This is a genomic window from Actinomycetospora endophytica (assembly GCF_021026375.1).
Lineage (GTDB): Bacteria > Actinomycetota > Actinomycetes > Mycobacteriales > Pseudonocardiaceae > Actinomycetospora > Actinomycetospora endophytica.
In genome coordinates, this window is sequence record NZ_JAJNDB010000001.1 from 2,119,717 (window position 1) to 2,141,982 (window position 22,266).

General features: G+C 75.0%; 22 protein-coding genes and 1 pseudogene. 9 read left to right on the plus strand and 14 right to left on the minus strand.

Annotated elements, in window-relative coordinates:
• Window positions 1-2 precede the first annotated feature (2 nt).
• From LQ327_RS10445 to LQ327_RS10455, 3 genes and pseudogenes are all read right to left on the minus strand, one after another.
• Window positions 3-179, minus strand: a complete 177-nt coding sequence (locus tag LQ327_RS10445) for a hypothetical protein (RefSeq protein ID WP_230733223.1) — start codon at window positions 177-179, stop codon at window positions 3-5.
• 137 nt (window positions 180-316) lie between these two features.
• Window positions 317-685, minus strand: a pseudogene (locus LQ327_RS10450) (SDR family oxidoreductase); the annotation flags it as partial.
• A 4-nt stretch (window positions 686-689) separates the two neighbouring features.
• Window positions 690-1,970 (minus strand): aminotransferase family protein, encoded by a 1,281-nt coding sequence (locus LQ327_RS10455; RefSeq protein ID WP_230732640.1) that lies wholly within the window; start codon window positions 1,968-1,970, stop codon window positions 690-692.
• 56 nt (window positions 1,971-2,026) lie between these two features.
• On the opposite strand from LQ327_RS10455, the gene LQ327_RS10460 reads away from it, so the two are divergent.
• Complete coding sequence (locus LQ327_RS10460; RefSeq protein ID WP_230732643.1) at window positions 2,027-2,500, plus strand: GNAT family N-acetyltransferase; 474 nt, start codon at window positions 2,027-2,029, stop codon at window positions 2,498-2,500.
• 25 nt (window positions 2,501-2,525) lie between these two features.
• Here LQ327_RS10460 and LQ327_RS10465 read toward each other — a convergent pair whose 3' ends face one another.
• A complete protein-coding gene (locus LQ327_RS10465; protein WP_230732645.1) occupies window positions 2,526-3,500 on the minus strand; it encodes a helix-turn-helix transcriptional regulator in 975 nt (324 codons plus the stop codon).
• Window positions 3,501-3,665: 165 nt separating this feature from the next.
• Between LQ327_RS10465 and LQ327_RS10470 the strand changes: the two genes are divergently transcribed.
• From LQ327_RS10470 to LQ327_RS10490, 5 genes are all read left to right on the plus strand, one after another.
• Entirely contained in the window at window positions 3,666-4,841 is a 1,176-nt protein-coding gene (locus LQ327_RS10470) for a lysylphosphatidylglycerol synthase transmembrane domain-containing protein (RefSeq protein ID WP_230732648.1), read from the plus strand.
• Between the two features lie 181 nt (window positions 4,842-5,022).
• Window positions 5,023-6,033, plus strand: a complete 1,011-nt coding sequence (locus LQ327_RS10475; protein WP_230732651.1) for a hypothetical protein — start codon at window positions 5,023-5,025, stop codon at window positions 6,031-6,033.
• 138 nt (window positions 6,034-6,171) lie between these two features.
• Window positions 6,172-6,966, plus strand: a complete 795-nt coding sequence (locus LQ327_RS10480; RefSeq protein ID WP_230732654.1) for a (Fe-S)-binding protein — start codon at window positions 6,172-6,174, stop codon at window positions 6,964-6,966.
• Window positions 6,967-7,016: 50 nt separating this feature from the next.
• Entirely contained in the window at window positions 7,017-8,471 is a 1,455-nt protein-coding gene (locus tag LQ327_RS10485) for a LutB/LldF family L-lactate oxidation iron-sulfur protein (RefSeq protein WP_230733210.1), read from the plus strand.
• A complete protein-coding gene (locus LQ327_RS10490; protein ID WP_230732657.1) occupies window positions 8,471-9,121 on the plus strand; it encodes a LutC/YkgG family protein in 651 nt (216 codons plus the stop codon). The genes LQ327_RS10485 and LQ327_RS10490 overlap by 1 nt, the downstream gene beginning before the upstream one ends.
• Window positions 9,122-9,142: 21 nt before the next feature.
• Here LQ327_RS10490 and LQ327_RS10495 read toward each other — a convergent pair whose 3' ends face one another.
• The 3 genes from LQ327_RS10495 to LQ327_RS10505 form a co-directional block, all read right to left on the minus strand.
• Entirely contained in the window at window positions 9,143-10,186 is a 1,044-nt protein-coding gene (locus tag LQ327_RS10495) for an LLM class flavin-dependent oxidoreductase (protein ID WP_230732660.1), read from the minus strand.
• Window positions 10,183-10,692: an SRPBCC family protein gene (locus LQ327_RS10500; RefSeq protein ID WP_230732663.1), complete on the minus strand. Its 510-nt coding sequence runs from the start codon at window positions 10,690-10,692 to the stop codon at window positions 10,183-10,185. Before LQ327_RS10500 ends, LQ327_RS10495 begins: the two co-directional genes overlap by 4 nt.
• A gap of 78 nt (window positions 10,693-10,770) precedes the next feature.
• A complete protein-coding gene (locus tag LQ327_RS10505; protein WP_230732666.1) occupies window positions 10,771-10,932 on the minus strand; it encodes a DUF1059 domain-containing protein in 162 nt (53 codons plus the stop codon).
• A gap of 173 nt (window positions 10,933-11,105) precedes the next feature.
• Here LQ327_RS10505 and LQ327_RS10510 point away from each other — a divergent pair, with 173 nt between their 5' ends.
• Complete coding sequence (locus LQ327_RS10510) at window positions 11,106-11,840, plus strand: AfsR/SARP family transcriptional regulator (protein WP_230732669.1); 735 nt, start codon at window positions 11,106-11,108, stop codon at window positions 11,838-11,840.
• A gap of 10 nt (window positions 11,841-11,850) precedes the next feature.
• Here the strand turns inward: LQ327_RS10510 and LQ327_RS10515 are convergent, their stop codons facing one another.
• Window positions 11,851-12,822, minus strand: a complete 972-nt coding sequence (locus tag LQ327_RS10515) for a phosphotriesterase family protein (RefSeq protein WP_230732672.1) — start codon at window positions 12,820-12,822, stop codon at window positions 11,851-11,853.
• Between the two features lie 59 nt (window positions 12,823-12,881).
• Window positions 12,882-13,832 (minus strand): DNA-binding protein WhiA, encoded by a 951-nt coding sequence (gene whiA, locus LQ327_RS10520; protein ID WP_230732674.1) that lies wholly within the window; start codon window positions 13,830-13,832, stop codon window positions 12,882-12,884.
• Between the two features lie 370 nt (window positions 13,833-14,202).
• On the opposite strand from whiA, the gene LQ327_RS10525 reads away from it, so the two are divergent.
• Window positions 14,203-15,042, plus strand: a complete 840-nt coding sequence (locus LQ327_RS10525; protein ID WP_230732676.1) for a Clp protease N-terminal domain-containing protein — start codon at window positions 14,203-14,205, stop codon at window positions 15,040-15,042.
• A 117-nt stretch (window positions 15,043-15,159) separates the two neighbouring features.
• Here LQ327_RS10525 and LQ327_RS10530 read toward each other — a convergent pair whose 3' ends face one another.
• The gene (locus tag LQ327_RS10530) at window positions 15,160-15,360 is read right to left on the minus strand and encodes a hypothetical protein (protein ID WP_230732679.1); all 201 of its coding nucleotides are present in this window, start codon (window positions 15,358-15,360) and stop codon (window positions 15,160-15,162) included.
• Between the two features lie 130 nt (window positions 15,361-15,490).
• Window positions 15,491-15,979: an Lrp/AsnC family transcriptional regulator gene (locus LQ327_RS10535; protein WP_230732682.1), complete on the minus strand. Its 489-nt coding sequence runs from the start codon at window positions 15,977-15,979 to the stop codon at window positions 15,491-15,493.
• A 237-nt stretch (window positions 15,980-16,216) separates the two neighbouring features.
• Between LQ327_RS10535 and LQ327_RS10540 the strand changes: the two genes are divergently transcribed.
• Window positions 16,217-19,759 (plus strand): indolepyruvate ferredoxin oxidoreductase family protein, encoded by a 3,543-nt coding sequence (locus tag LQ327_RS10540; protein ID WP_230732685.1) that lies wholly within the window; start codon window positions 16,217-16,219, stop codon window positions 19,757-19,759.
• A 22-nt stretch (window positions 19,760-19,781) separates the two neighbouring features.
• On the opposite strand, the gene LQ327_RS10545 is transcribed toward LQ327_RS10540, so the two are convergent.
• The 3 genes from LQ327_RS10545 to LQ327_RS10555 are packed head-to-tail and all read right to left on the minus strand — an operon-like array spanning window position 19,782 to window position 22,266.
• Window positions 19,782-21,125, minus strand: a complete 1,344-nt coding sequence (locus LQ327_RS10545; protein ID WP_230732689.1) for a carboxylesterase family protein — start codon at window positions 21,123-21,125, stop codon at window positions 19,782-19,784.
• The gene (locus LQ327_RS10550) at window positions 21,122-21,775 is read right to left on the minus strand and encodes a phage holin family protein (RefSeq protein WP_230732691.1); all 654 of its coding nucleotides are present in this window, start codon (window positions 21,773-21,775) and stop codon (window positions 21,122-21,124) included. Before LQ327_RS10550 ends, LQ327_RS10545 begins: the two co-directional genes overlap by 4 nt.
• Window positions 21,772-22,266, minus strand: coding sequence for an inorganic diphosphatase (locus LQ327_RS10555; RefSeq protein WP_230732694.1), 495 nt, complete (start codon window positions 22,264-22,266; stop codon window positions 21,772-21,774). Before LQ327_RS10555 ends, LQ327_RS10550 begins: the two co-directional genes overlap by 4 nt.

Here is a 22,266-nt window from a genome sequence, read left to right on the forward strand (position 1 = left end):
GCTCAGCGCTCGAACGCCCCGAGGTGCGCGGCCGCCCAGTCCCGGAACGTCCGCGGTGGGCGTCCCAGCAGGGTCTCGACGACGGGGGTGGTCCCGGAGTCGTCGTACTCGCCGCCCCGGAAGAACCGGAAGAACGCGTCCGGCACCTGCCCGCGGGCCTCGTCGTCGGGCAGCGGCACCAGGCGCAGCGGGCGGCCGAGCAGCTCGGCGAGGACGGCGAGCCGCTCCGCGGGCAGCAGCGCCTCCGGTCCGGTGAGGCGGTGGCTGCGGCCGTCGTGGCCCGGTTCGGTGTGAACCCGCTGGGCCGCAGCGCGGTCCAGGCCATCCCGGAGTCGCGGACCGCGGCCTCGGTGACGACGTTGAACCGGGTCACGTCGTTGTCCAGGTCGCCGCCGACCACCGCGCCCGTCGAGAGGACGACGACCCGTCCGACCCCGGCCGCGCGCATGTCGGCGAGCAGCCCGGGCGGGTCCGGGTAGCCGGTCGGGAGGAACACCGCGTCCGCGCCCTCCCAGGCAGGGGCCGCCCCGGCGCGGTCGGCGAGGTCCCCGACGACGCCGGTGGCGCCGTCGGGTGCCGTGCCCCGCCGGGACATCGCCCGGACCGGGTGGCCCCGCGCGACGAGGGCCCGGGTCACCTCGGCGCCGACGTTCCCGGTGGCGCCGGCGACCACGGTGACCCCCATCGCGCTACGCGCCCGGCGCGCTCGGGACGGGCGTCTCGACCGGCAGCGCGTCGAGCCCGGCGCGGATGGCCTCGCCGAGCAGGCGGATCTCGTCGTCCTCCACGGTCAGCGGCGGCGACACCGCCACCCCCTTTCCGAGACCGCGCACCAGAACCCCGGCCTCGCGGGCGCCGCGCAGCAGCGCGTTGGGGGCGTCCGGCACCGACGAGAGGACCTCCGGGGTCAGCTCCACCGCGGCGAGCAGACCGAACCCGGACCGGACCTCGGCGACGTACGGGTGGTCGACCAGCGGCGCCAGCGCGGCCTGCAGCGCCGCCTCGAGCTGCTGTCCGCGCGGGATGAGGTTCTCGCGCTCGTAGATGTCGAGCGTGGCGAGCCCGGCCGCGCAGCAGGTCGGGTGCCCCGAGTACGTCGGGCCGTGACGCAGCTGCCGCTCGCCCGGCGTCGTCCACCACGGCTCCGCGACCTGCGAGGACACCAGCACCCCGCCGAGCGGCAGGTAGCCCGAGGTGACGCCCTTCGCGAACGTGACCAGGTCGGGCTGCACGCCGAACCGCTCGACGCCGAACCACGTGCCGAGCCGGCCGAACCCACAGATCACCGCGTCGATCACGAGCAGCACGCCGTGCTGGCGGCACAGCTCGGCGACGCCCTCGACGTAGCCCGGCGGCGGGATGTGCACCCCGCCCGCGCCGGTGATCGGCTCCATGACGAACGCCGCGATCCGCTCCGGCCCGACGTCGGCGAAGACCTTCTCGACGCCCTCGAGGTCCTGCGGCGCGACGGTGTTCTCGCCCGCCAGCACGCCCCAGCCCTCGCGGTTGGCCGGGATGCCGACGATCGAGGTCCCGTACCCGTGGGTGCCGTGGTAACCAGTCTCGCGGGACACCACGTGCACCCGCTGGTGCTCGCCGCGCGCCTGCCAGTACCCGCGGGCCAGCTTGACGGCGGTGTCGATCGCGTCCGCGCCGCCGGAGCCGAAGAAGACCTTGGTGTCCGGGCCGGTCGGGGCCAGCGCGGAGAGCCGGTCGGCGAGCTCGAGGGCCGGTCGGTTCGCGATGTCGGCGAAGCACGAATAGGCCTCGAGCTTCGCCATCTGCGTCGTCGCGGCCTCGACGATCTCGGTGCGGCCGTGACCGACGTTGGCGTACCAGAGGCTCGCGCAGCCGTCGAGATAGCGGCGGCCTGCCTCGTCGTAGACCCAGACGCCGTCGGCGTGGTCGACGACGAACTCGTGGTCGCGGACGGCGGCCATGTCGGAGAAGGGGTGCCAGAGCGTTCCCATGACGCCGATTGTGGTCGCTCGCGAGGCGTTGGTCACCCCGCCTAGCGTGCTCGGCCGTGGATGTCCGCCCGTGCAGCGTCGAGGAGGCGGTGACGCTCGCCTTCGAGCCGGAGGCGTTCCCGGCGCGCTTCGGCCTGCGTCTCGTCCCGGGATGGGCGGTCCCGGGCGCCCTCGAGCCGACCGTCGACGCGCTCGAGGGCGGGGCCGACCCGGCCTGGCTGACCCACCTGCTGGTCTGCGACGGCGCGGTCGTCGGGATGGGCGGGTTCACCGGCCCGCCGCTCGACGGCGAGGTCGAGATCGGCTACCAGATAGCGCCGGCCCGTCGGGGGCGCGGGATCGCGACGACGGCGGTGGCGATCTGGGTGGCGCGGGCGCGCGCCGCGCGGCTGGCCCGGGTGGTGGCGCGCACCGATCCGGGCCCGAGCGCCTCGGCGACGGTGCTCGGGCGGAGCGGGTTCGCGCGGGATCCGGAGCGCGACGACGGGTGCTGGTGGTGGGTATGTGCGCTTCGCGCCCGTGAGCACTAATTGATGTTCTGGCGTCAATTAGTGCTCACGAGCGCGAAGCGCACCTCACGAGGCGGTCCGCGAACGCGCGCACGTGCTCGCGCAGCACCTCCGGCTCCTCGATCACGAACGGCCGGTCGACCCCGGCGAGCAGCGACGGCACCCAGTCCAGGCGCTCCACCCGCAGCCGCACCCGCACCACCGGCCCGCGCCCGTCGTCGGGAAGCTCCTCGACGGTGGCCAGCGCCGCCGGGATCCGGGCCCGGACCTGCTCGGGCGTCGCGTGGACGCGCACCGACACGGTGTGCCGGCGGGGGACCTCGGCGAGCCCGGACAGCACCCGGGCCGCCGGGTCGAAGCCGTCGGGCACCTCGAAGGACCCGGGCCGCACCGTCGCGGCGGCGATCCGGTCCAGCCGGAAGGTGCGGACCTCGCCGCTGGCCGAGTCGGCCCCGGTCACGTACCAGCGGCCGTCGTGGACCACGAGCCCGTACGGGTCCACCGTGCGCTCGCTGACGGTGCCGTCCCGGCGGGTGTGGCGGACCGCGACCGGTCGGCGCTCCCGCGCAGCTCCGGCGAGCGCCAGCAGCACCTCGGTCTCCGGTGAGTCCCCGGCGCGGGCGGGCGCGGTGAAGTCGGCCGTGTCCACGAGCGCGTCGAGCCGGTCACCGAGCGCCGCGGGCAGCACCCGGCGGACCTTCGCCGCCGCGCTCGCGACGGCCGCCGCCGAGGCCCCGACCAGCCCGGTCCGCCGGCCGGCCAGCAGCCCGAGCAGCACCGCCAGCGCCTCCTCGTCGGTGAGCATCAGCGGCGGCATCCGGTAGCCGGGCGCGAGCCGGTAGCCGCCGTAGCGGCCCCGGACCGAACGGACCGGCACATCCAGGTCGACGAGGTGCCCGACGTAGCGGCGCACGGTGCGCTCGTCGACGCCGAGCCGGTCGGCCAGATCGGCGACGGTGCGGGTCCCGCCGGTCTGCAGGATCTCGAGCAGCGCCAGCACGCGGGCGGTCGGCCGGGTCACCCGGTCAGTCTGTCCTCCATACCGGGCCGATGGTGCCCGGTATCAATCCTCCGTTCCCGGTCACGAGCCTTCCGGGTACCGCCGGACGGGGCGAGATGCGATCTCCGTCGCCACGCCCCGACGTTTCCGCACGGCCGAGGATGGAGGACAGTGGAGGTCGTGGCCATGACGATGCAGGGCGTGGTGCGTGACGTGCGCCGGGTCGCGTCCGGCCGGGCCGCCCGCATCGTGGCCGGGAGCCTCGTGGTCGCGGCCCTCGTCGTCGGGTGCGTCCTGATCCTCCCGACGATCCGCGCCGCCGGTGCCGCCCTGGTCGACGCGGACGCGCTCTGGGTCACCGTCGCGATCGCCTGCGAGGCCGGGTCGATCCTTGCCTTCGCGCTGCTGCACCACCGACTGCTGCGGGCGGCCGCCGTGCGGGTCCGCTTCCGCGCGGTCGTGCTCGTCACGCTGGCGGCGAACGCGCTGCACCTCACCGTGCCCGGCGGGGCCGCCCTCTCGACGGCCTACACCTTCCGGAAGCGCCGCAGCTGGGGCGCCAGCGCTCCGGTCACCACCTGGACGATGGTCACCGGCGGGGTGGCGGCGAGCCTGGCCCTCGCCGGGATCGCGGCCGGCTCCGCGCTCGTCGTGAACGGCCGGGCCACCACGCTCGGCCCGCAGATGCTGCAGCTCGCGGGCGTCGTGGCGCTCGGCGCGCTGATCGTCGTGATCAGCCGCAGGCCGGGGCTGATCACCGCGGCGGCGACGACGGGGCTGCGCCTGCTCAACCGGGTGCGCCGCCGCCCCCGGGACACCGGCGTCGAGGCGCTGGTGACCCAGATCGAGGGGCTCGCGCTCATCGAGCTGACCGGTCGGGGCCGCGTCGTCGTGGGGCTGTCCGCCCTGCTCAACTGGCTGCTCGACATCGCCTGCCTCGCGGCCTGCTGCGCGGCGGTCGGGGCCAACGGGATGACGCTCTCGCTGGTCCTCGTCGCCTACGCCGCCGCGACGGCCGCCTCCAGCGCGGCCTTCCTGCCGGGCGGGCTCGGCCTCGTCGACGGCGCGCTGCTCGCGGCGCTCGTCGCGGGCGGGGTGCCCTCGAAGCCCGCGCTCGCCGCCGTCCTGCTCTACCGGCTCGTCAGCTTCGTCGGGGTGGCCGCCGTCGGGTGGATCGCCTGGTTGTGGGTGCACACCCGCGGCGGCGTCGACGAGGCGCCCCTCGACGACCGGGACGACCCGGCGGACGAGGAGATCCACACCATGCCCTTCCCGTCGGTCCGTGCCCGGCCCGACGACGCCTGGAGCGACCGGCCCGGGATCGCCCGCACCGGCGATCCGGTGCGGCCCCGCACGGGCTGACCGACGCCCGTCAAGGACCCTCGCCGGGCGACTGTGGTCACCTGGTCGAGTGGTCTATTCGGCCCAGAAGGCTTGTGAGCCGTTCGGAGTATCAGGGAATCCATACGGACGCGCCGTTGAGGGAAGTGGACAGCGTGGGAACGGCGGGTTCCCACGGCGGACACGACCGACGGGGGCGTGTGTGAACAGCGGGCTGGCGGATCCGGAGTTCGTGCGTCTCGGCGAGGCGCTGCAGGCGCTCGACGGGCGACAGGCGCGGGTGCGGCGCGCAGCGGCGACCATGGCGTGCGCGGTCCCCGCGCTGCGCGATCGGCTGCCGGTGCTCGCGGAGCTCCCGACGCTCGCGGTGAGCCTCTCTCCCACCGCGCTCGGCGAGCGCATGGAGGCGAAGTACGGCGGGCACCGGCGCGGGGTCCCGCGCCGGCTGGCGGTGTCGGTGCTGGCGCTGCCCGAGTGCGGCTCGGACTATCTGCGCGGGCGGTCCCGGCAGGCGGTGCGGACCAACGGCAACCGCGCGATCGAGGCGGGCGTGACCTGCCGTCGCATGGGCCGGGTCGAGGCCGACGTGCGGATCACCGCGGTGCTCCGGGCGCGCGGCGAGGACGAGCTGGTCGGTTCCGTGCGCGAGGACCTGCACGACGGGCTCGTGCAGGCCTGGCTGGCCCGCGACGCCGAGGACGCCACCGAGGTCGTCGCCCTCACCTCGGTCGACGGGCCGTTCGCGCGGCTCGACCTCATGCTCGCGGCGCCGGGCCGGGAGGCGGGCCCCGCGCGCTACCTGCTCTCCTCGCACCTGGTCGCCGAGCTGGCCGGCCGCGGCGTGCGCCACCTCGCCGTCGACACCGCCCTCTTCCTCCAGTCCGGCCTGCGCCACTTCCAGCGCCTGCTCGGCTTCGTCCCGATGACCCTCGAGCTCACCCGGGGCCCGCAGCCCGACGACGACTGCCCGGCGCCGCGCATCTCCCCGGCCTCCGGTCCGGTCCCGACGGTGTCCGCGCAGGCACCGGCGGCCCGTCGGCCCGAGCAGTACCCGGCGCCCGTCGGCTGGCCCGCCGCGCCGACGGGACGGCGAGCGCTGCCGCCACCCCTCCCCGCACCGGGGTGGCGGCAGCCTCGTCCCCTCATGATCAACGGGCCTGTGCGGGTGTGGCAGTGCTGCTGCGACCCCCGTACGGGCCCGTTGATCATGTGAGGTCCCCGGGATCGGTCCACCTGGCCGCCCGGACAGTGCCCGCCCGGACGATGCGGCCCGGGTGGAGGTGAGCGGAGAGCCCGACCGGCGGGCACACTCTCCGACGTCGAGGAACCGTCGTCGAGGAGTTGGACAGCCGTGCGGATCGCCGTCGTCGCGACCTGCCTCGGGGACGCCCTGTTCCCCCGGGCCCCGATCGCGACCGTGGAGCTGCTGGAGCGGCTGGGCCACGAGGTCGTCTTCCCGGCGGACCAGACCTGCTGCGGCCAGATGCACGTCAACACCGGCTATCTGGACGCGGCGCTGCCGATCGTGCGCCACCACGTCGAGGTCTTCGGCCGGGCGCTCGACCGCGGTGCCGACGCCGTGGTGGCCCCGTCGGGCTCGTGCGTCGGGTGCGTCCGTCACCAGCACGCGATGGTCGCCCGCCGTGCCGGCGACGAGGGCCTGGCCCGGGCGGCGGAGCACGGCGCGGAGCGGACCTACGAGCTGTCCGAGCTCCTGGTGGACGTGCTGGGCGTGACCGACGTCGGCGCCTACTACCCGCACCGCGTCACCTACCACCCGACCTGCCACTCGCTGCGGATGCTGCGGGTCGGCGACACGCCGCTGCAGCTGCTGCGCGCGGTGCGGGGTCTGGAGCTGGTGGAGCTGCCCGACGCCGACGTGTGCTGCGGGTTCGGCGGCACGTTCGCGGTCAAGAACGCGGAGACCTCGACCGCGATGCTCGCCGACAAGATGGCCTCGGTGCTGAGCTCGAAGGCCGAGGTGTGCACGGCCGGGGACTCGTCGTGCCTGATGCACATCGGCGGTGGCCTCTCCCGGCTGCGCTCCGGGGTCCGGACCGTGCACCTCGCCGAGATCCTCGCGAGCACGGACCGCGGGAACGCCTCGGCGGACCTGGTCTTCGACACCGCGGAGGTGGGCCCGTGAGCGTGCACCCCGGACGCGCAGCGCAGCGGAGCCGGACCGTCGAGCTGGGCATGCCGACCGTCGCGTCGGACCCGCACCGCCACCTGCGCGGGACGGAGTCGTTCCCGGCCGCCGCGCACAAGGCGCTCGCCGACACCCAGCTGCGTCGCAACCTCGGGCACGCCACCCGCACGATCCGCGCGAAGCGGGCCGGCGTCGTCTCCGAGGTCGACGACTGGGAGGAGCTGCGCCGCGCCGGCGAGGCGATCAAGGCCGACACCATGGCGCGGCTGCCCGAGCTGCTGGTGGAGCTGGAGTCGCAGGTGACGGCCCGCGGCGGGGTGGTGCACTGGGCCCGCGACGCCGAGGAGGCCAACCGCATCGTCGTCGACCTCGTGCGGGGCACCGGGGCCGACGAGGTCGTCAAGGTCAAGTCGATGGCCACCCAGGAGACCGGGCTGAACGAGGCGCTCGAGGGCGCCGGGATCGCGGCGCTGGAGACCGACCTGGCCGAGCTGATCGTGCAGCTCTCGCACGACCGGCCGTCGCACTTCCTCGTCCCGGCCATCCACCGCAACCGCGCCGAGATCCGCGAGATCTTCCTCCGCGAGATGCCGGACGTGGACCCGTCGCTGACCGACGAGCCGCGGCGTCTGGCGATGGCGGCCCGGGCGCACCTGCGGCGGAAGTTCCTCGCGGCGAAGGTCGGGATCTCCGGGGTCAACTTCGCGGTCGCCGACACCGGCACGATCTCCGTCGTCGAGTCCGAGGGCAACGGCCGGATGTGCCTCACGCTGCCCGAGACGCTGATCACCGTGATGGGCGTGGAGAAGCTCGTCCCGACGTGGGCCGACCTCGAGGTCTTCCTGCAGCTGCTGCCCCGCTCCTCGACCGGCGAGCGGATGAACCCGTACACCTCGACCTGGACCGGGGTGACCCCCGGCGACGGCCCGCAGGCCTTCCACCTGGTGCTGCTGGACAACGGCCGGTCGAACGTGCTCGCTGATCGCGACGGGCGGCAGGCGCTGCACTGCATCCGGTGCTCGGCGTGCCTCAACGTCTGCCCGGTCTACGAGCGCACCGGCGGGCACGCCTACGGCTCGATCTACCCGGGGCCCATCGGGGCGGTGCTGTCCCCGCAGCTGACCGGGATCGACGGTCCCGACGACGTCAACGCCTCGCTGCCGTACGCGTCGTCGCTGTGCGGGGCGTGCTTCGACGCGTGCCCGGTGCGCATCGACATCCCGAACCTGCTCGTGCAGCAGCGCGCGGCCGCCGTCGACGCCCACACCCGGCCCACCGGGCAGGACGTGGCGATGCAGGCGGCGGCGATCGCGATGACGACGCCCGGCCGGTTCAAGCTGGCGGAGCGCGCGCTCGGGGTGGGTCGGGTGCTGGCCGGTCGCAAGGGCCGGATCACGTCGCTGCCGTGGCCGGCGTCGGGCTGGACGAACGCCCGCGACCTTCCCGCGCCGCCCGCGGAGACGTTCCGGCAGTGGTGGGCGCGCACGCACGGGGGTGACTGATGGACGTGGCCCGCGAGGAGGTGCTCGCCCGGCTGCGCTCGGCCCGCGACGCCGGAGCGCCGCCCACCCCCGTCGTCGTCCCCCGGAAGTACCGGCCGGCCGGCCGGTACGCGCCCGGCAGCGCGCAGGCCGTCGCCCGGCTCGACGAGACCCTCACCGACTACCGGGCGACCGTCACGCGGGTGGGCTCCGAGGCGGACGTCGCCGCGGCGGTGGCGGCGTTCCTCGGGTCCGCCTCGGGCATCGTCGTGCCGCCGGGGCTGCCGGCCGAGTGGCTGGCGGGCTTCGTCGGCGAGGTCCACCGGGACACCCCGCCGCTGACCGTCGACGCGCTCGACCACCTCGACGCGGTCGTCACCGGCGCCGCGGTCGCGATCGCCGACACCGGGACGTTCGTGCTGGACTCCGGCTCGCCCGACCAGGGACGACGGGTGATCACGCTGGTGCCCGACCACCACGTCTGCGTCATCCGGGCCGCCGACGTCGTCTGCTCGGTCCCCGAGGCGATCGCCCGGCTCGACCCGACGCGGCCGCTGACGTTCGTCTCCGGGCCCTCGGCCACGAGCGACATCGAGCTCGACCGCGTCGAGGGTGTGCACGGGCCGCGGCGGTTGGACGTCGTCCTGGTAGGTGCGCTGACGCGCTCGTGAGCAGTAAGTGACGCCAGGACGTCAATGAGTGCTCACGAGGCCGGAGGCCACCTCGATGGCCCGCCCCAGCGTCGTGAGCCGCTCGTCGAGGGTGTCCCCCGCGGGGTAGAGCCGGACGGTGTCGACCCCGGCGTCGCGCCACACCCGCAGCCGCTCGCGCACCATCTCCTCGGTGCCGAGCAGCGTCGTGGCCAGCACCATCTCGTCCGGGACGAGCGCCGCGGCCCCCTCGTGGTCCCCGGCCTGCCACCGCTCGCGCGCCGCGTCCGCGATCTCCGAGAACCCCTGGCGGGCGTAGGCGTCGTGGTAGAAGTTGGTGGTTGCGGTGCCCATCCCGCCCAGGGAGAACGCGAGCCCCCGTCGTCGGGCCGCGACCATCGACGTCAGCTCCGCCTCGTCCTCGGCGAACGCGACCTCGGCGCCCTGGCAGACGGTCAGATCGGCCCGGGTCCGCCCGGCGCGTGCGATCCCCGCGTCGAGGTGGTCGAAGTAGGCGGCCGCCCCCTCGGGCACGAAGCTGGTGCCGAGCCAGCCGTCGGCCAGCTCGCCGGTGAGCTCGAGCATCCGGGGCGACAGCGACGCCACGTAGATCGGCAGGTCGGGGTTCGCCGGCATCGACAGGCGCATCGGGCGTCCCTCGCCGCCGGGCAGCGGGATGGCCACCGTGCGTCCCTCGTACGCGATCTTCCCGCCCGCGAAGGCCTGGCGGACGACCTCGATCGTCTCCCGCATCCGGGTCAGCGGCCGCGCGAACGGCACCCCGTGCAGGCCCTCGATGACGCCGGGCCCGGACGAGCCCAGCCCGAGGGCGAACCGGCCGCCGGACAGTGCGTCGAGGGTCAGGGCGGCCTGCGCCACGGCGACGGGGGAGCGGGTCCCGACCTGCACGACGCCCGCCCCGAGTCGGATCCGCTCGGTGCGCGCGGCCAGGAAGCCGAGCACCGAGGGCGCGTCGGAGCCCCACGCCTCGGCGACCCAGCACTCGTCGAGCCCGAGCCGCTCGGCCTCGACGACGAAGTCGACGCTCGTCCGATCCGACCCCTCGATGGTCGTCGCGGTCCTCACGGGGCCTCGGCGGCACTGCGGATCGCGGCGAGCGTCGCCGTCATCGACGCCTCGAACTCGCGCAGCCGGACGAAGACGATCTTCTGCTCCTTGTCCGGCATGCGGTCGATGGCGTAGCTGAGCCCCGAGCGGCCGGGGCCGAGCCGGACGCGCTGCCGGACCCGCGTCCCGCCGTCGTCACCCTCGAGCCGGAACGACCAGCGGGCGGCCGGGCCGCCCTCGCCGTCGACCTCCCACGCGAAGTCGGTCGGCGGCTCGCAGGTCACCACGGTCGACGTCGCCGACCACTCGCCCAGCGAGGGATGGCTGTTGTGCCCGACGAAGCGGGCGCCGGCGCACGGGCCGGTCGCCCCTTCCGCCCACTCGACCGCCTGCAGTTCCCCGCTGCTGGCCGGCATCGCCTCGAGGTCGCTGACCAGCGGCCACACCCGCTCGGGTGGGGCGGCCACCCACGTCTCGACCTCGACCTCGGGCTGGTCGGCGTAGCGGGCGCCGGTCCACTCCATAGTGGGCTCCTCGGGCTCCGGGGGCGTCCCGGCCACCCTAGGGATCCTGGGTTGTGGACCGCCACCCAGCCGCCGTCGTCAGTCCGGTACCAGTTCGATCCAGCCCCGGACGACGTCGGGTGTCACCTGCCCCACGAGGTCCGGGTGGTCCTGGCGCACGTGCGCCAGGACCTCGTCGACCACCTGCTGCTCGGCGTCACTGCGCGCCGCGTATCCGCACTCGCACCTGACCTGGTTCATCCCGGTCCCCTTCCGGTCGTCCCAATGGTCACGAAGTCTGGCGACACCCCGTTGCCGGAACCTTGTCGTCGACCTGTCGGGCGGCTCGCCCCGCTGGTTAGTGTCGGTCCACGGTCGGGATGCGGGCGAGAGCCACGGGGGCGCTCATGCCGGAGCCGCAGCAGTGTCCGCCCGTGCGGATCCAGCTGCACGGGCGCTTCGCGGTGGCCGTCGGCGGGCGCACCGTTTCCCAGCACCTGCCCGGCCGTCGCGCCCGCCTGCTGGTCGCGGTGCTGGCCGCGGCCGATCGGTGCCCGGTCGACCGGGGCGCGCTGCTCGACCTGCTCTGGTGCCCCTCGAGCCCGGGCGAGGGCGCGGCGGCGACGTTCGCCGCGCTGCTCTCCAAGGTCCGTACCGTGATCGCGCCCGCCGAGATCCGGGGCAGGCGCAGCCTCGACCTCGTCCTGCCGCACGGTTCGATCGTCGACGCCGCAGTGGCCCGCGCCGCCCTGCACGCGGCCGAGTCCGCGGCGGCCCGCCGGGACTGGCCGGTGGCGTGGACGGAGGCGTTGAGCGCACTGTTCGTGACGCAGCGCGGCTTCCTCGCGGACTTCGACGACCCGTGGAGCGAGGACCGTCGTCGGGAGGCGCTGCACCGTCACCGGCGGGTGCTGGCCTGCTACGGCGAGGCCTGCCTGCACCTCGGGCCCGGGGAGCGCTCCGGCGCGGAGCGCAGTGCCCGGGCGCTGATCGAGCTCGATCCGCTGGCCGAGAGCGGACATCGCCTGCTGATGCGGGCCCTCGTCGCGCAGGGAGACCGCTCGGCGGCCCTGCAGGCCTACGAACGGATGCGGCGGCTGCTGCGTGAGGAGCTGGGTGCCGGCCCGGGCGCGGCGTCAAGGGAGCTGCACACCGAGATCCTGGGCTGACCCCCGGGGCTCAGCCGCCGAAGTACCGCCGCGGGTTGTCGATCATCATCGTCGCGATCTGCTCGTCGGTGACGCCGGCATGGCGCAGCGCCGGGATCACGTCGCGGCTGATGTGCTCGTAATGCCAGTTCGGCGCGGCCCGGCGCAGCGCCTCCTGGGCGGCGTCGCCGAGGTAGAAGTCGATGTAGCAGGACGCGTCGTGGGCCAGCACGATCCGGTCCGCGTACCCCTGGGCGCACAGCGCGGCGACGGTCGCGACCCGCCGGTCGGTCGGGTTGAAGCGGTCCAGCCCGAAGCGGTCGCAGCCCAGGGTCGCGCCGCGGTCGGCGAGGGAGCGCAGGTAGTCCAGGTCGTTGGAGTCGCCGGCGTGCCCGACGACGACCTTGGTCAGATCGACCCCCTCGGCCTCGTAGAGATCCAGGGCGAGCGTGCCGGTCCGGTGCTCGGAGTTGGTGTGGACGGTGATCGGCACGCCGGTCTCGCGGTGCGTCGCCGCGATGGCCCGGTGGACGCGCTCCTGGTCTCCGGTGAACCCCTTCTCCTCGACGACGCCCTTGAGGAACGCCGCCTTGATCCCGGTCCCGGCGATGCCCTCCCGGACGTCGCGCACGAACATCTCGATCATGGGCTCGTCGCCGCCGAACCGGGCGCCCGGACCCTGGTTCTGCAGGAACCGCGGGAGCTCGTCGAACGTGTAGAGCCCGGTGGCCACGACGATGTTGATGTCGACCTGCGCGTTCACCCGCGCGACGCGCGGGATGTCGCGCCCGAGGCCCACCACCGTCGGGTCGACGATGGTCTCGACGCCGAGCGCCCGCAGCCGGGTGAGCTTCTCGACGGCGTCCGCGACCCGCAACTCCTCGTCCCAGTACCGGTGCCCGTAGTTGGTCAGGACGTCGGGGGTGAGGACGAAGACGTGCTCGTGCATCAGCGTCGTCCCGAGCGCCGCCGTGTCGACCGCGCCGCGCACCGTCTCGACCATCCTGGCCCTCCTCGGGGGTGATCACCGCACCCTAGGAGCGGTCCGGGCGGGCCGCCGGGTCAGCGGTGGCGGTCGGCCAGCGTGAGCAGGCGGCGCAGCCGGCCCGCCAGGGCGTCCTTGGACAACGGCGGGTCGGCGCGGGCGGCGAGGTCGGCCAGTCCGAGGTCGGGATGGGCCAGGCGCAGCCGTCCGGCCTCGGCGAGGGAGTCCGGCACCGCGACACCGGCCCGCTCCAGGGCCGTGAAGGCCTCCGCGACGGCGGCCCCGGCCCGGGACGCGGCGACCGTGGCGCGGGCGTCGTTGGCGGTCCCCGTCGTCGGTTCCCCCGCCGGCTCGTCCACCCTCGCCGCGGCTGCGGCGGCCCGCCCCCCGCAGGTCGTGAGCAGCAGCGTGACCTCGTCGGGGTCGGTCACGAGCACACGGGCGCCGGCCCCGTCGCGCCGGGTCCCGGCGCGCACCCCGAGGCGCAGTCCGAGCTCGGCGAGGGTCACGGCGGGGCCGGGAGCGGGGCAGTCGACGACGATGCCCGCGCCCTCGGGGGCGAGGTTGCCGCGCGCCAGCAGGGCCCCGCGCCACGTGGCGACCGCACCCGGCAGCGACCCGCCGGTGAGCCAGGCCGGCGGGGCGGCGAGCGCGCGGCCGCGGCCGTCGACGAGCCCGAGCCGGGCGGCCAGCGGGTCGTGCCCCGCCGCGGGGTCGTCCGCGTCGGGCATCTCCACCCGCCAGGCGTCGCGGTCGGCGTCGCCCTGGACCACCCCGTCGGTCGCCCCGATGCGCGTCAGCAGCGACACCAGGCGTGACGCGGCCTCGGGGGTGTCGAGCTCCGCGGTCAGGGTGCCCGCCGGGCCGGCGACGCGCGCCCAGCGCACGATCGCCGCGGCCTCGGCCCCGGCGTCGCGGTCGCGGGCGGGCGGGGCGACCCGGGCGAGCGCGGCGACGACCGCGCGGGACGCCGCGGAGCGCGGGGAGCCCACGGGCAGGGTCACGTGGTGCTGTCCGACCCGCCCCATCGCACCTCCCGCAGCCGCGTGCCCGGACCCCTGTCCGGAACATCGCGGCAGCCTCACACATGGCAACGAACGACGGCCGACGGGGCTGCGTCCCACGCGAGGCCGTCAGGAATCGCCCGAAGGAGTCGACGCGCGATCCAGTGGGGCACGTGGGGGTGAGGACCTGCTCCGGAGTGCCACTGCGCTGCGCCGACCGAACGTGTCGTGTCGCTCGCGGCCGTCGCCCGGATCGGGCGCACCGGTCACCGGTAGGCGCCGGATCACCCGGACGGGCGATCACCCCTGCGTGCCGGTGGGGGATCGAGATCCACCACACCGCGCTCCCACGCCGCTATAACGCCCCGGAGGCGCTGCGAAGGGAGCCGGGCCGATGACCGTCACGCCGATCTTCGACGACCTCACCGCCCACGGCGCTGCCGTGGAGGATCCGGCGGCTCGCCGCACCATGGGCGGGGGCATCGTCGTCGCCCCGGCACGGCGCCCCTCCCCGGTGCCGCGGCCCGGTCCCGAGGACGCGACCGCGTTCGGACAGGGATGTCTCGACGACGACCGCCCCGCCGCCGCGACGATCGGTTCCCGGCCCGCGGACGATGTGCTGGTCGGGCTCGTCGAGGCCGCCCGCCGGGAGGTGGCGGTGCTCGGTCACGGCCGGGTCGGCACCGAGCACCTGTTGCTCGCCGTGGTGCGCGGGGGCGGCGAGGTCGGGCGGGCCTTCGGGCTCCGCCGGGCCGGCGCGGCGGTGATCGCCGCGGCGTGCGCCGACGGGCCCACCCCCGGCGAGCTGCTGGCGCCCGACGGCGCCGCGGGCCTCTCCACATCCGCCACGGCCGCGCTCGACCGGGCGCGGCGCCGCGCTGCGGCACACGGCCGCCCGTGCCGGCCGACCGACCTGGCGCTCGGTCTGCTCGAGGCCGGGCGCTCGGCGACCCTGCTCGCCGTGCTCGGCATCGACCGTGACGATCTCGCCGACGTCCTCGGCCGTGAGGACCTCGCCCTGCCGGTCACGGCCCCGGCGCGCGCGGACGTCCGCCCGGACGTGCCCGCGCCGACGCCGGTCGGCACCGTCGCACCGGTCGCGCTCATGCTCCCGGGCGCACCGGTCGTCCCCGACGCGACGGCGCCGCTGCGGATCGGCCCGCCCCCGGGCTCGCCCGCCCTTCGTGGCGCGCGGGGGCGGGTCGATCGGCCGCGGCTCGACCGGCCGGCCTGACGCTCAGCCTGCCGACCAGCTCGTGATCACGTCGGTCGGGCCTCGAGTGCTGATGTCGATCTCCGGAACAACACGGGGCGACCTCTCGCCGCGATCACCGCCGGGCCGGCCCGACGCTCAGCCGCGGTAGGCCAGCAGGCGCACCCCGAGCGTGGACTCGACGCGCTGGATCTCGGCCAGCTGCTCGCTGGAGAGCGCCGCGAAGGGGCTCTCGGCCTCGTAGGCGACGACGGGGGTGCCCAGCTGGTCCTCGAGGCGGCGCACGTCGCCGAGCGCGGTGTCGTCGAGGGTGGCGGGACGGAGCTCGGGTGCGGTCATGGTGGTTCCTCCGGTGATGCGCGACACGGCAGCCGACATGTCAGTCGATACCCCTGCCGTCCCGTCGTGACGCCGGTCGCACGCGGGTCCCCCCGAGCGTGCGACCCGCTGCGCCGAGCGGCGGGTCGTGTCAGGCCTCCTCGCGCCGGCGACCGGCCCGGGGCAGTGCACGCACCAGGGGCAGCACCCGCGCCGGGACCCGCTCGGTCAGCGAGATCTCCGACTGGGTTCGCTCCACCCCCGGGGACGCCAGCAGCTGCTGGATCACCCGCTCGAGATGGGCGTTCGACTGCGCGACCACCCGGCACCACAGATCGCCGTCCCCGGTGATGCTGTGCGCCTCGACGACCTCGGGTACGGACGCGAGGTGCTCGGCCACCGCGTCGAGACGCCCCTGCGCGATGTGCAGCGTGACGAACGCCAGCACCTCGTAGCCGAGCGCGGACGGTGACACCCGCGGGGCGAAACCGGTGATGACACCGGCCTCCTGCAGCCGCACGAACCGCGCCTGCACCGTGCCCCGCGCGACGCCGAGCGTGCGGGCGTGCTCGCGCAGGCCGACACGCGGGCGTTCGAGCAGGGCGAGCAGCAGCGCGCGGTCCAGGTCGTCGAGCGTCACCCGTGACTCCTTCGTGAGCGGCCGCGCCCGGGCTGGTCCGTTGGACCAGCGTGCTCGGCAGATCGAGCCTTCAACTGTACCAACGGCTCAACATCGCGATCTGATGATGGACCACTGGTGAGTAGCTCGCTAGCTTTCGGATCCATCCGAGCAGTCCCGTCCGCCTGGACGTCGCTCGGCGGGGCGGTCCGGTGACCCCGGACCGCGTCGCCACGGTCCCGATCGGAGGTCGCCACCATGACCCTCGAGCTTCCGCGCACCCGCCCCTCGGCCGTCCCCTCCGGCACGGCCCGCACGCCGATGACGCTGCGCGACCGCTACACCGCCACGGACGGCCCCGTCGCGCTCACCGGGGTGCAGGCGCTCGTCCGCCTCCCGCTCGACCAGCGCCGCGCCGACGCGGCCGCGGGCCTGCGCACGGGCGGCTACGTGTCCGGGTACGAGGGCTCACCGCTGGCGGGCTACGACCTGGAGCTCCTCCGGAACCGGGACCTGCTGGACGCGCACGGCGTCGTCGTCGCCCCCGGGCTGAACGAGGAGATCGCCCTCACCGCGGTGCAGGGCACCCAGCTCGCCCCGGCCACCGGCGCCCTGCGCGACGACGCCGCCGACGGCATCACCGGCTACTGGTACGGCAAGGCCCCGGGCCTCGACCGCGCCACCGACGCCCTGCGCCACGCCAACCTCGCGGGCACCTCCGCCCACGGGGGCGCGCTCGCGATCGTGGGCGACGACCCGGCCGCGAAGTCCTCCTCGGTGCCCTGTGCCTCCGAGGCGGCGCTCGCCGACATGGCCGTGCCGGTGCTCTACCCGGCCGACGTCCAGGACGTCCTCGACCTCGGCCGCCACGCCGTGGAGCTCTCCCGGATCTCCGGGTGCTGGGTCGGGTTCAAGATGGTGACCGCCGTAGCCGACGGATCCGGCACCGCGTGGGTGGCGCCGGACCGGATCGTGCCGATCACCCCCGACCTCGAGATCGACGGCAAACCGTTCCACCACGAGCCGCACGCCAAGCTGCTCGGCCCGCGCCTGGGCCCGCTGGAGCGCGACCTGCACCGCGCCCGCCTCGTCCTCGCCCGCCGCTACGCCGCGGCCAACGGGCTGAACACCGTCATCGGGCGTGGTCCGGCGCGGATCGGGATCGTCGCCGGCGGGAAGAGCTGGCTCGACCTGCGCCAGGCACTGTCCGCCCTCGGTCTCGACGACGACGAGCTCGCCGCCCGCGGCGTCCGGCTGCTGCGCGTCGGGATGCCCTGGCCGCTGGAGCCCGGCGTCGTCGACCACTTCGCCGACGGCCTCGACGAGATCGTCGTCGTCGAGGAGAAGCGCGCGTTCCTCGAGACCCAGATCAAGGAGCGGCTCTACGGCCGGCCCGGTGTGCCCGCCGTGCACGGCAAGACCGACCCGTCCGGCGCGCCGCTGTTCGCCGTGCACGGGGATCTCGACCCCGACGCCGTCGCCCTGGGCGTCTCCCGCCGGCTGCTGGACCGGTCCGGCCCGTCGATGCCGTCGGTCGTCGCCTGGGACGAGCGCCGTCGCAACCGCCGCACGCGCATCGACCTGCCGATCGCGGGCGCGAACCGCCAGCCGTTCTACTGCTCGGGCTGCCCGCACAACACCTCGACGACGTCGGCACCCGAGGGCTCCCTGGTCGGCGCGGGCATCGGCTGCCACACCATGGTCATGCTCATGCCCGAGGGCCAGGTCGGCGACGTCACCGGGCTGACCCAGATGGGCGGCGAGGGCGCGCACTGGCTGGGCACCCAGCCGTTCGCCGACCCCGCGAAGGCCTCTCACTGGGTGCAGAACATGGGCGACGGCACCTTCCACCACTCCGGCAGCCTCGCCGTCCGCGCGGCCGTCGCGGCGGGCGCGCACATGACCTTCCGCCTGCTCCACAACGGCGCCGCGGCGATGACCGGCGGGCAGGACGCGGTCGGGGCGCTCCCGATGCCCGCGCTGGTCCGGGTCCTGCTCGACGAGGGCGTCGCCCGAGTGATCATCACGACGGAGGACACCGGCCGCTACCGACGTGTGCGCCTGGCCAAGGGCGTCGTCGTGTGGGACCGCTCGCGCATCGAGGAGGCGCAGCAGACCCTCGCCGACACCCCCGGCGTCACGGTCCTGATCCACGACCAGGAGTGCGCCGCCCAGAAGCGCCGCAAGCGCAAGCGCGGCACCCTGGCCGACCCGACCACCCGCGTCGTCATCAACGAGCGGGTCTGCGAGGGCTGCGGCGACTGCGGGCAGACGTCGAACTGTCTCTCGGTCACCCCGGTCGACTCCGAGTTCGGCCGCAAGACCCGCATCCACCAGGCGTCCTGCAACAAGGACTACTCCTGCCTCGAGGGCGACTGCCCGGCGTTCACCGTCGTCGAGCCGGGAACCGCGCCGAAGGGTGCAGACGTCGAGCCGCTGGACGCCGCGGTGCTGCCGCGGCCGGGCAGGACGGTTCCCGACGACGCCGTCGTCCGGCTCGCGGGCATCGGCGGCACCGGGGTCACGACGATCTCCCAGGTCCTCGCGGCCGCCGCCCGGATCGAGGGCAGGCCCACCCGCGGGCTCGACCAGACCGGGCTCGCGCAGAAGGGCGGCGCCGTCGTCTCCGACGTCAAGCTCGGTGCCGCCGAGATCGCCGGCCGCGCCGCGGCGGGGGAGTGCGACCTCTACCTCGGCGCCGACCTCCTCGTCGCCGCCGACCCGGCGAACCTCGCGGCCGCCTCGCCGGAGCGCACGGTCGCCGTCGTGTCCAGCGCGAAGATCCCGACGGGCGACCAGGTCGTCGACCCGACCGTCTCCTACCCGCCGGTCGACGCCGTCCTCGGGCGGATCCGGTCGTCGGTGCGCGCCGACGTCGGCGCGGTGCTCGACGCCCGGGCGCTCGCCGAGGCGCTGTTCTCCGACGACCAGTTCGCGCTGTCCCTGCTGCTCGGTGCCGCCCACCAGCTGGGTGCGCTGCCGCTGTCCGCCGAGTCGGTGGAGGCGGCGTTCGAGCTCAACGGGGCCGCCGTGGCGAAGAACGTCCAGGCGTTCCGGCGCGGCCGCCAGTCGGTGGCGGATCCTGCGGGGTTCGCCGCGGTAGTGGAGTCGGCGACCCGTCCGGCTGTGGACGGCGTCCCCGGGCTCACGACGGCGGGTGCGGCGGCCGCCGCGGGCATCGTCGCCTCGATCGGCGCGCCCGAGGGTTCGGAGCTCGCGCGGCTCGTCGGGATCCGGGTGCCCGAGCTGGTCGCCTACCAGGACGCGGCGTACGCCCGCTCGTACGCGGACGTGATCCGGGGGCTCGTCGCCGCCGATGCGGCGCTGGCCGAGGCGGTCGCGGTGGGCCTGCACAAGTTCATGGCCTACAAGGACGAGTACGAGGTGGCGCGGCTGTCCACCGACCCGGCGTTCTCGGCGGGCGTGCGGGCGGAGTTCGGGTCGGACGCGCGGATCTCGTGGAAGCTGCACCCGCCGTCGTTGCGGGCGATGGGGCTGCGCCACAAGCTCACGCTCGGTCCGTGGTTCCGACCGGCCTACTCGACGCTGCACGCGATGCGGCGGCTGCGGGGGACGCCTCTCGACCCCTTCGGCCGCGCCGAGGTGCGCCGGGTCGAGCGGGCGCTGGTGGAGGAGTACCGGGCGCTGGTGCCGCGGTTGGTCGCGATGGCCGCCGAGGGCGACGTCGAGCGCGCGGTCCGGATCGCCGCGCTGCCCGACATGGTCCGGGGCTACGAGGGCGTCAAGCTCGCGAACGTCGCGCGCTACCGGGAGGTGCTGGGCGCCGAGCTTCGCGCGTAGCGCATGTGCGTGTGTTTCCGTGCTAGGGCACGGAAACGCACGCACGAGCGCCGCGCGCGAACTCCAGCCAGCGGGCCCGCATCGCCCGGGACACCGGCTCGACGTCGTCGTCCCACGACGCCCCGGCCAGCATCGGGGCCTGCTCCCACGCGGCGCGGTTGCCGAACACGAACGGCAGGTCGATCGCGTGGCAGGCGCCGAGCCCGCTCTCGGGAGCGCCCCAGGCGAAGCGGTAGCTGCTCACCGTGGTCCCGGCGGCCGCGGCGCGGGTCGCCAACCGGTCCGCGGGCCCGGCGAACACGCGGCGCGTGGCGATCCGTGAACCGAGGTCGATCAGGGAGCCGAGCGGGCCGTCCCCGAGGCGGCGCAGCGGCGGCGCGATCCGGATGAAGGTGTTCGCCTCGTCCGCCGTCGTCCCGACGATCATCGGGTGGTCGGAGTGGGCGGCGGCCACCCACGGGTCGTCGGCCGGGACGCCGATCAGCGGCGCGACGCCCGCCACCGGGGCGAACGCGGGCGAGGAGTTCACCCCGCCGGGCCCGGCGTGGCGCACCATCGTGCGCTTCTGGGCGCGCAGCAGGGTCCCGACGTCGACCGTGCGCGGGTCGGCGCCCGGACCGGCGATCCCGCGCAACGCATCGACGACGAACCCGGCGACCCGCGCCGCCGAGCGCTCGGTGCCCAGGCCCAGACCGAGCTGGCCGCTCTGCAGGATCACGCGGGCGAAGAGCGGCCGGTAGGCGGGGACGCTCATCAGGCAGGTGATGGCGTGCGCGCCGGCCGACTCGCCCATCAGCGTCACCGCCGACGGGTCACCGCCGAAGGCCGCCACGTGGTCGCGGATCCAGACCAGGGCGGCGGCGAGGTCGAGCAGGCCGAGGTTGCCGGGCGAGACGCCGGCCGAGCGGAGCCAGCCGAGGATCCCGAGCCGGTAGCCGAGGCTCACCGTCACCACCCGGCCCTCGCGGACCAGGCGCGCGGTGTCGTACCAGGCCAGCGAGGGGGCGCCGATGACGTAGGCCCCGCCGTGGATCCACACCAGCACCGGCAGCCGGTCGTCGGGCGTGGCGTCCAGCGGAGCCCGCACCGTCGCCGTCAGGCAGTCCTCGTCCTGACCCAGCGTCGCGGACTCGGACGGCCCCGCGACGTCGCCCATCCGCGACGCCAGCTGCGGGCACTGCGGCGCCGGGGTGCGGGCGTCGCGGACGTCGGTCCAGGGTTGCTCGGGCTCGGGCGGGGCGAAGCGGTCGGCGCGGGCGTAGCGCAGACCGAGGAACTCGACGACGTCGCCGTCGGCGTGCACGCGACCGCGGACCGCCCCCGAGGGGGTGTCCACGACCACCGGCTCGCCCGCGCTCGGCGTCACCGGCGGCTCCCGTCCGAGCCGCCGTGGGTGTCGGTCTCGGGCTCGGCGCCGCCACCGTGCGGGATGCGGGAGGTGCGGGCCTCGTCGTCCTCGTCGTCGTCACGCTCGATGACGTGGCCGTCCTCGTCGTCCGCGTGGGCGGCCTCGGCCTCACGGGCGCGGCGGTCGGCCTGGTAGCGCTGGTAGGCCATCTCCTCCTCGTCGTACCCGGTGCCGTCGTCCTGGTCCGCGGGAGCCTGGTCGTAGTCGAAGTACTCGCTGAACTCGGCGTCCACGATGTCCTCGTCGTGGTCGTGGTTCTCGTACGTCGTCGTGGCGTCGTCGGTCGACGTCGAGTGGGTCACGTACTCGTCGTCGTCGACCGCCTCGCCGTCTTCGGGTTCACCCCACGGGTCGGCGCGCAGCCGGGCCTCGTCGTGCTCGAGCTGCTCGCGGGTGCGCTGACCGAGGTAGAGCGCCCCGCCCGCGAGGACGCACAGGACGCCGAAGACGGCGATCCCCGCCGAATGCATGAGCAGGGCGGTGAGGAGTCCGACCGCGCCGAAACCGGCCCAGACGATCGCGACGATCACGAGCTTGGGCAGCCGCTCCTCCCCCGTCGCGTACCCGAGCGGGTCGACGAGGTCGTCGTGATCGTCGGCGCGGGTCATGTCGTGAAGCCCGCTTCCTTCGCTCGCGCCACGGAGGCCGAGACCTCCTTCTCGGCCGCCGACCGGCCGACCCACTCGTGGCCCTCGACCTGCTTGTCGGGCTCCAGCGCCTTGTAGACCTCGAAGAAGTGCTGGATCTCCATGCGGTGGTACTGGTCGAGGTGGTGGATGTCGCGCAGGTGCTCGAGGCGCGGGTCGTCGACCGGCACGCAGAGCACCTTGTCGTCCCCGCCCGCCTCGTCGGTCATCCGGAACATGCCGATGGCCCGGCTGCGCACGAGGCAGCCGGGGAAGGTCGGTTCCTGGACGAGCACCAGCGCGTCGAGCGGGTCGCCGTCCTGACCGAGGGTGTCCTCGATGAAGCCGTAGTCGGCCGGGTACTGGGTCGCGGTGAAGAGGGTCCGGTCCAGCCGGATCCGACCGGACTCGTGGTCCAGCTCGTACTTGTTCCGGCTGCCCCGGGGCACCTCGACGAAGACGTCGAAATCCAC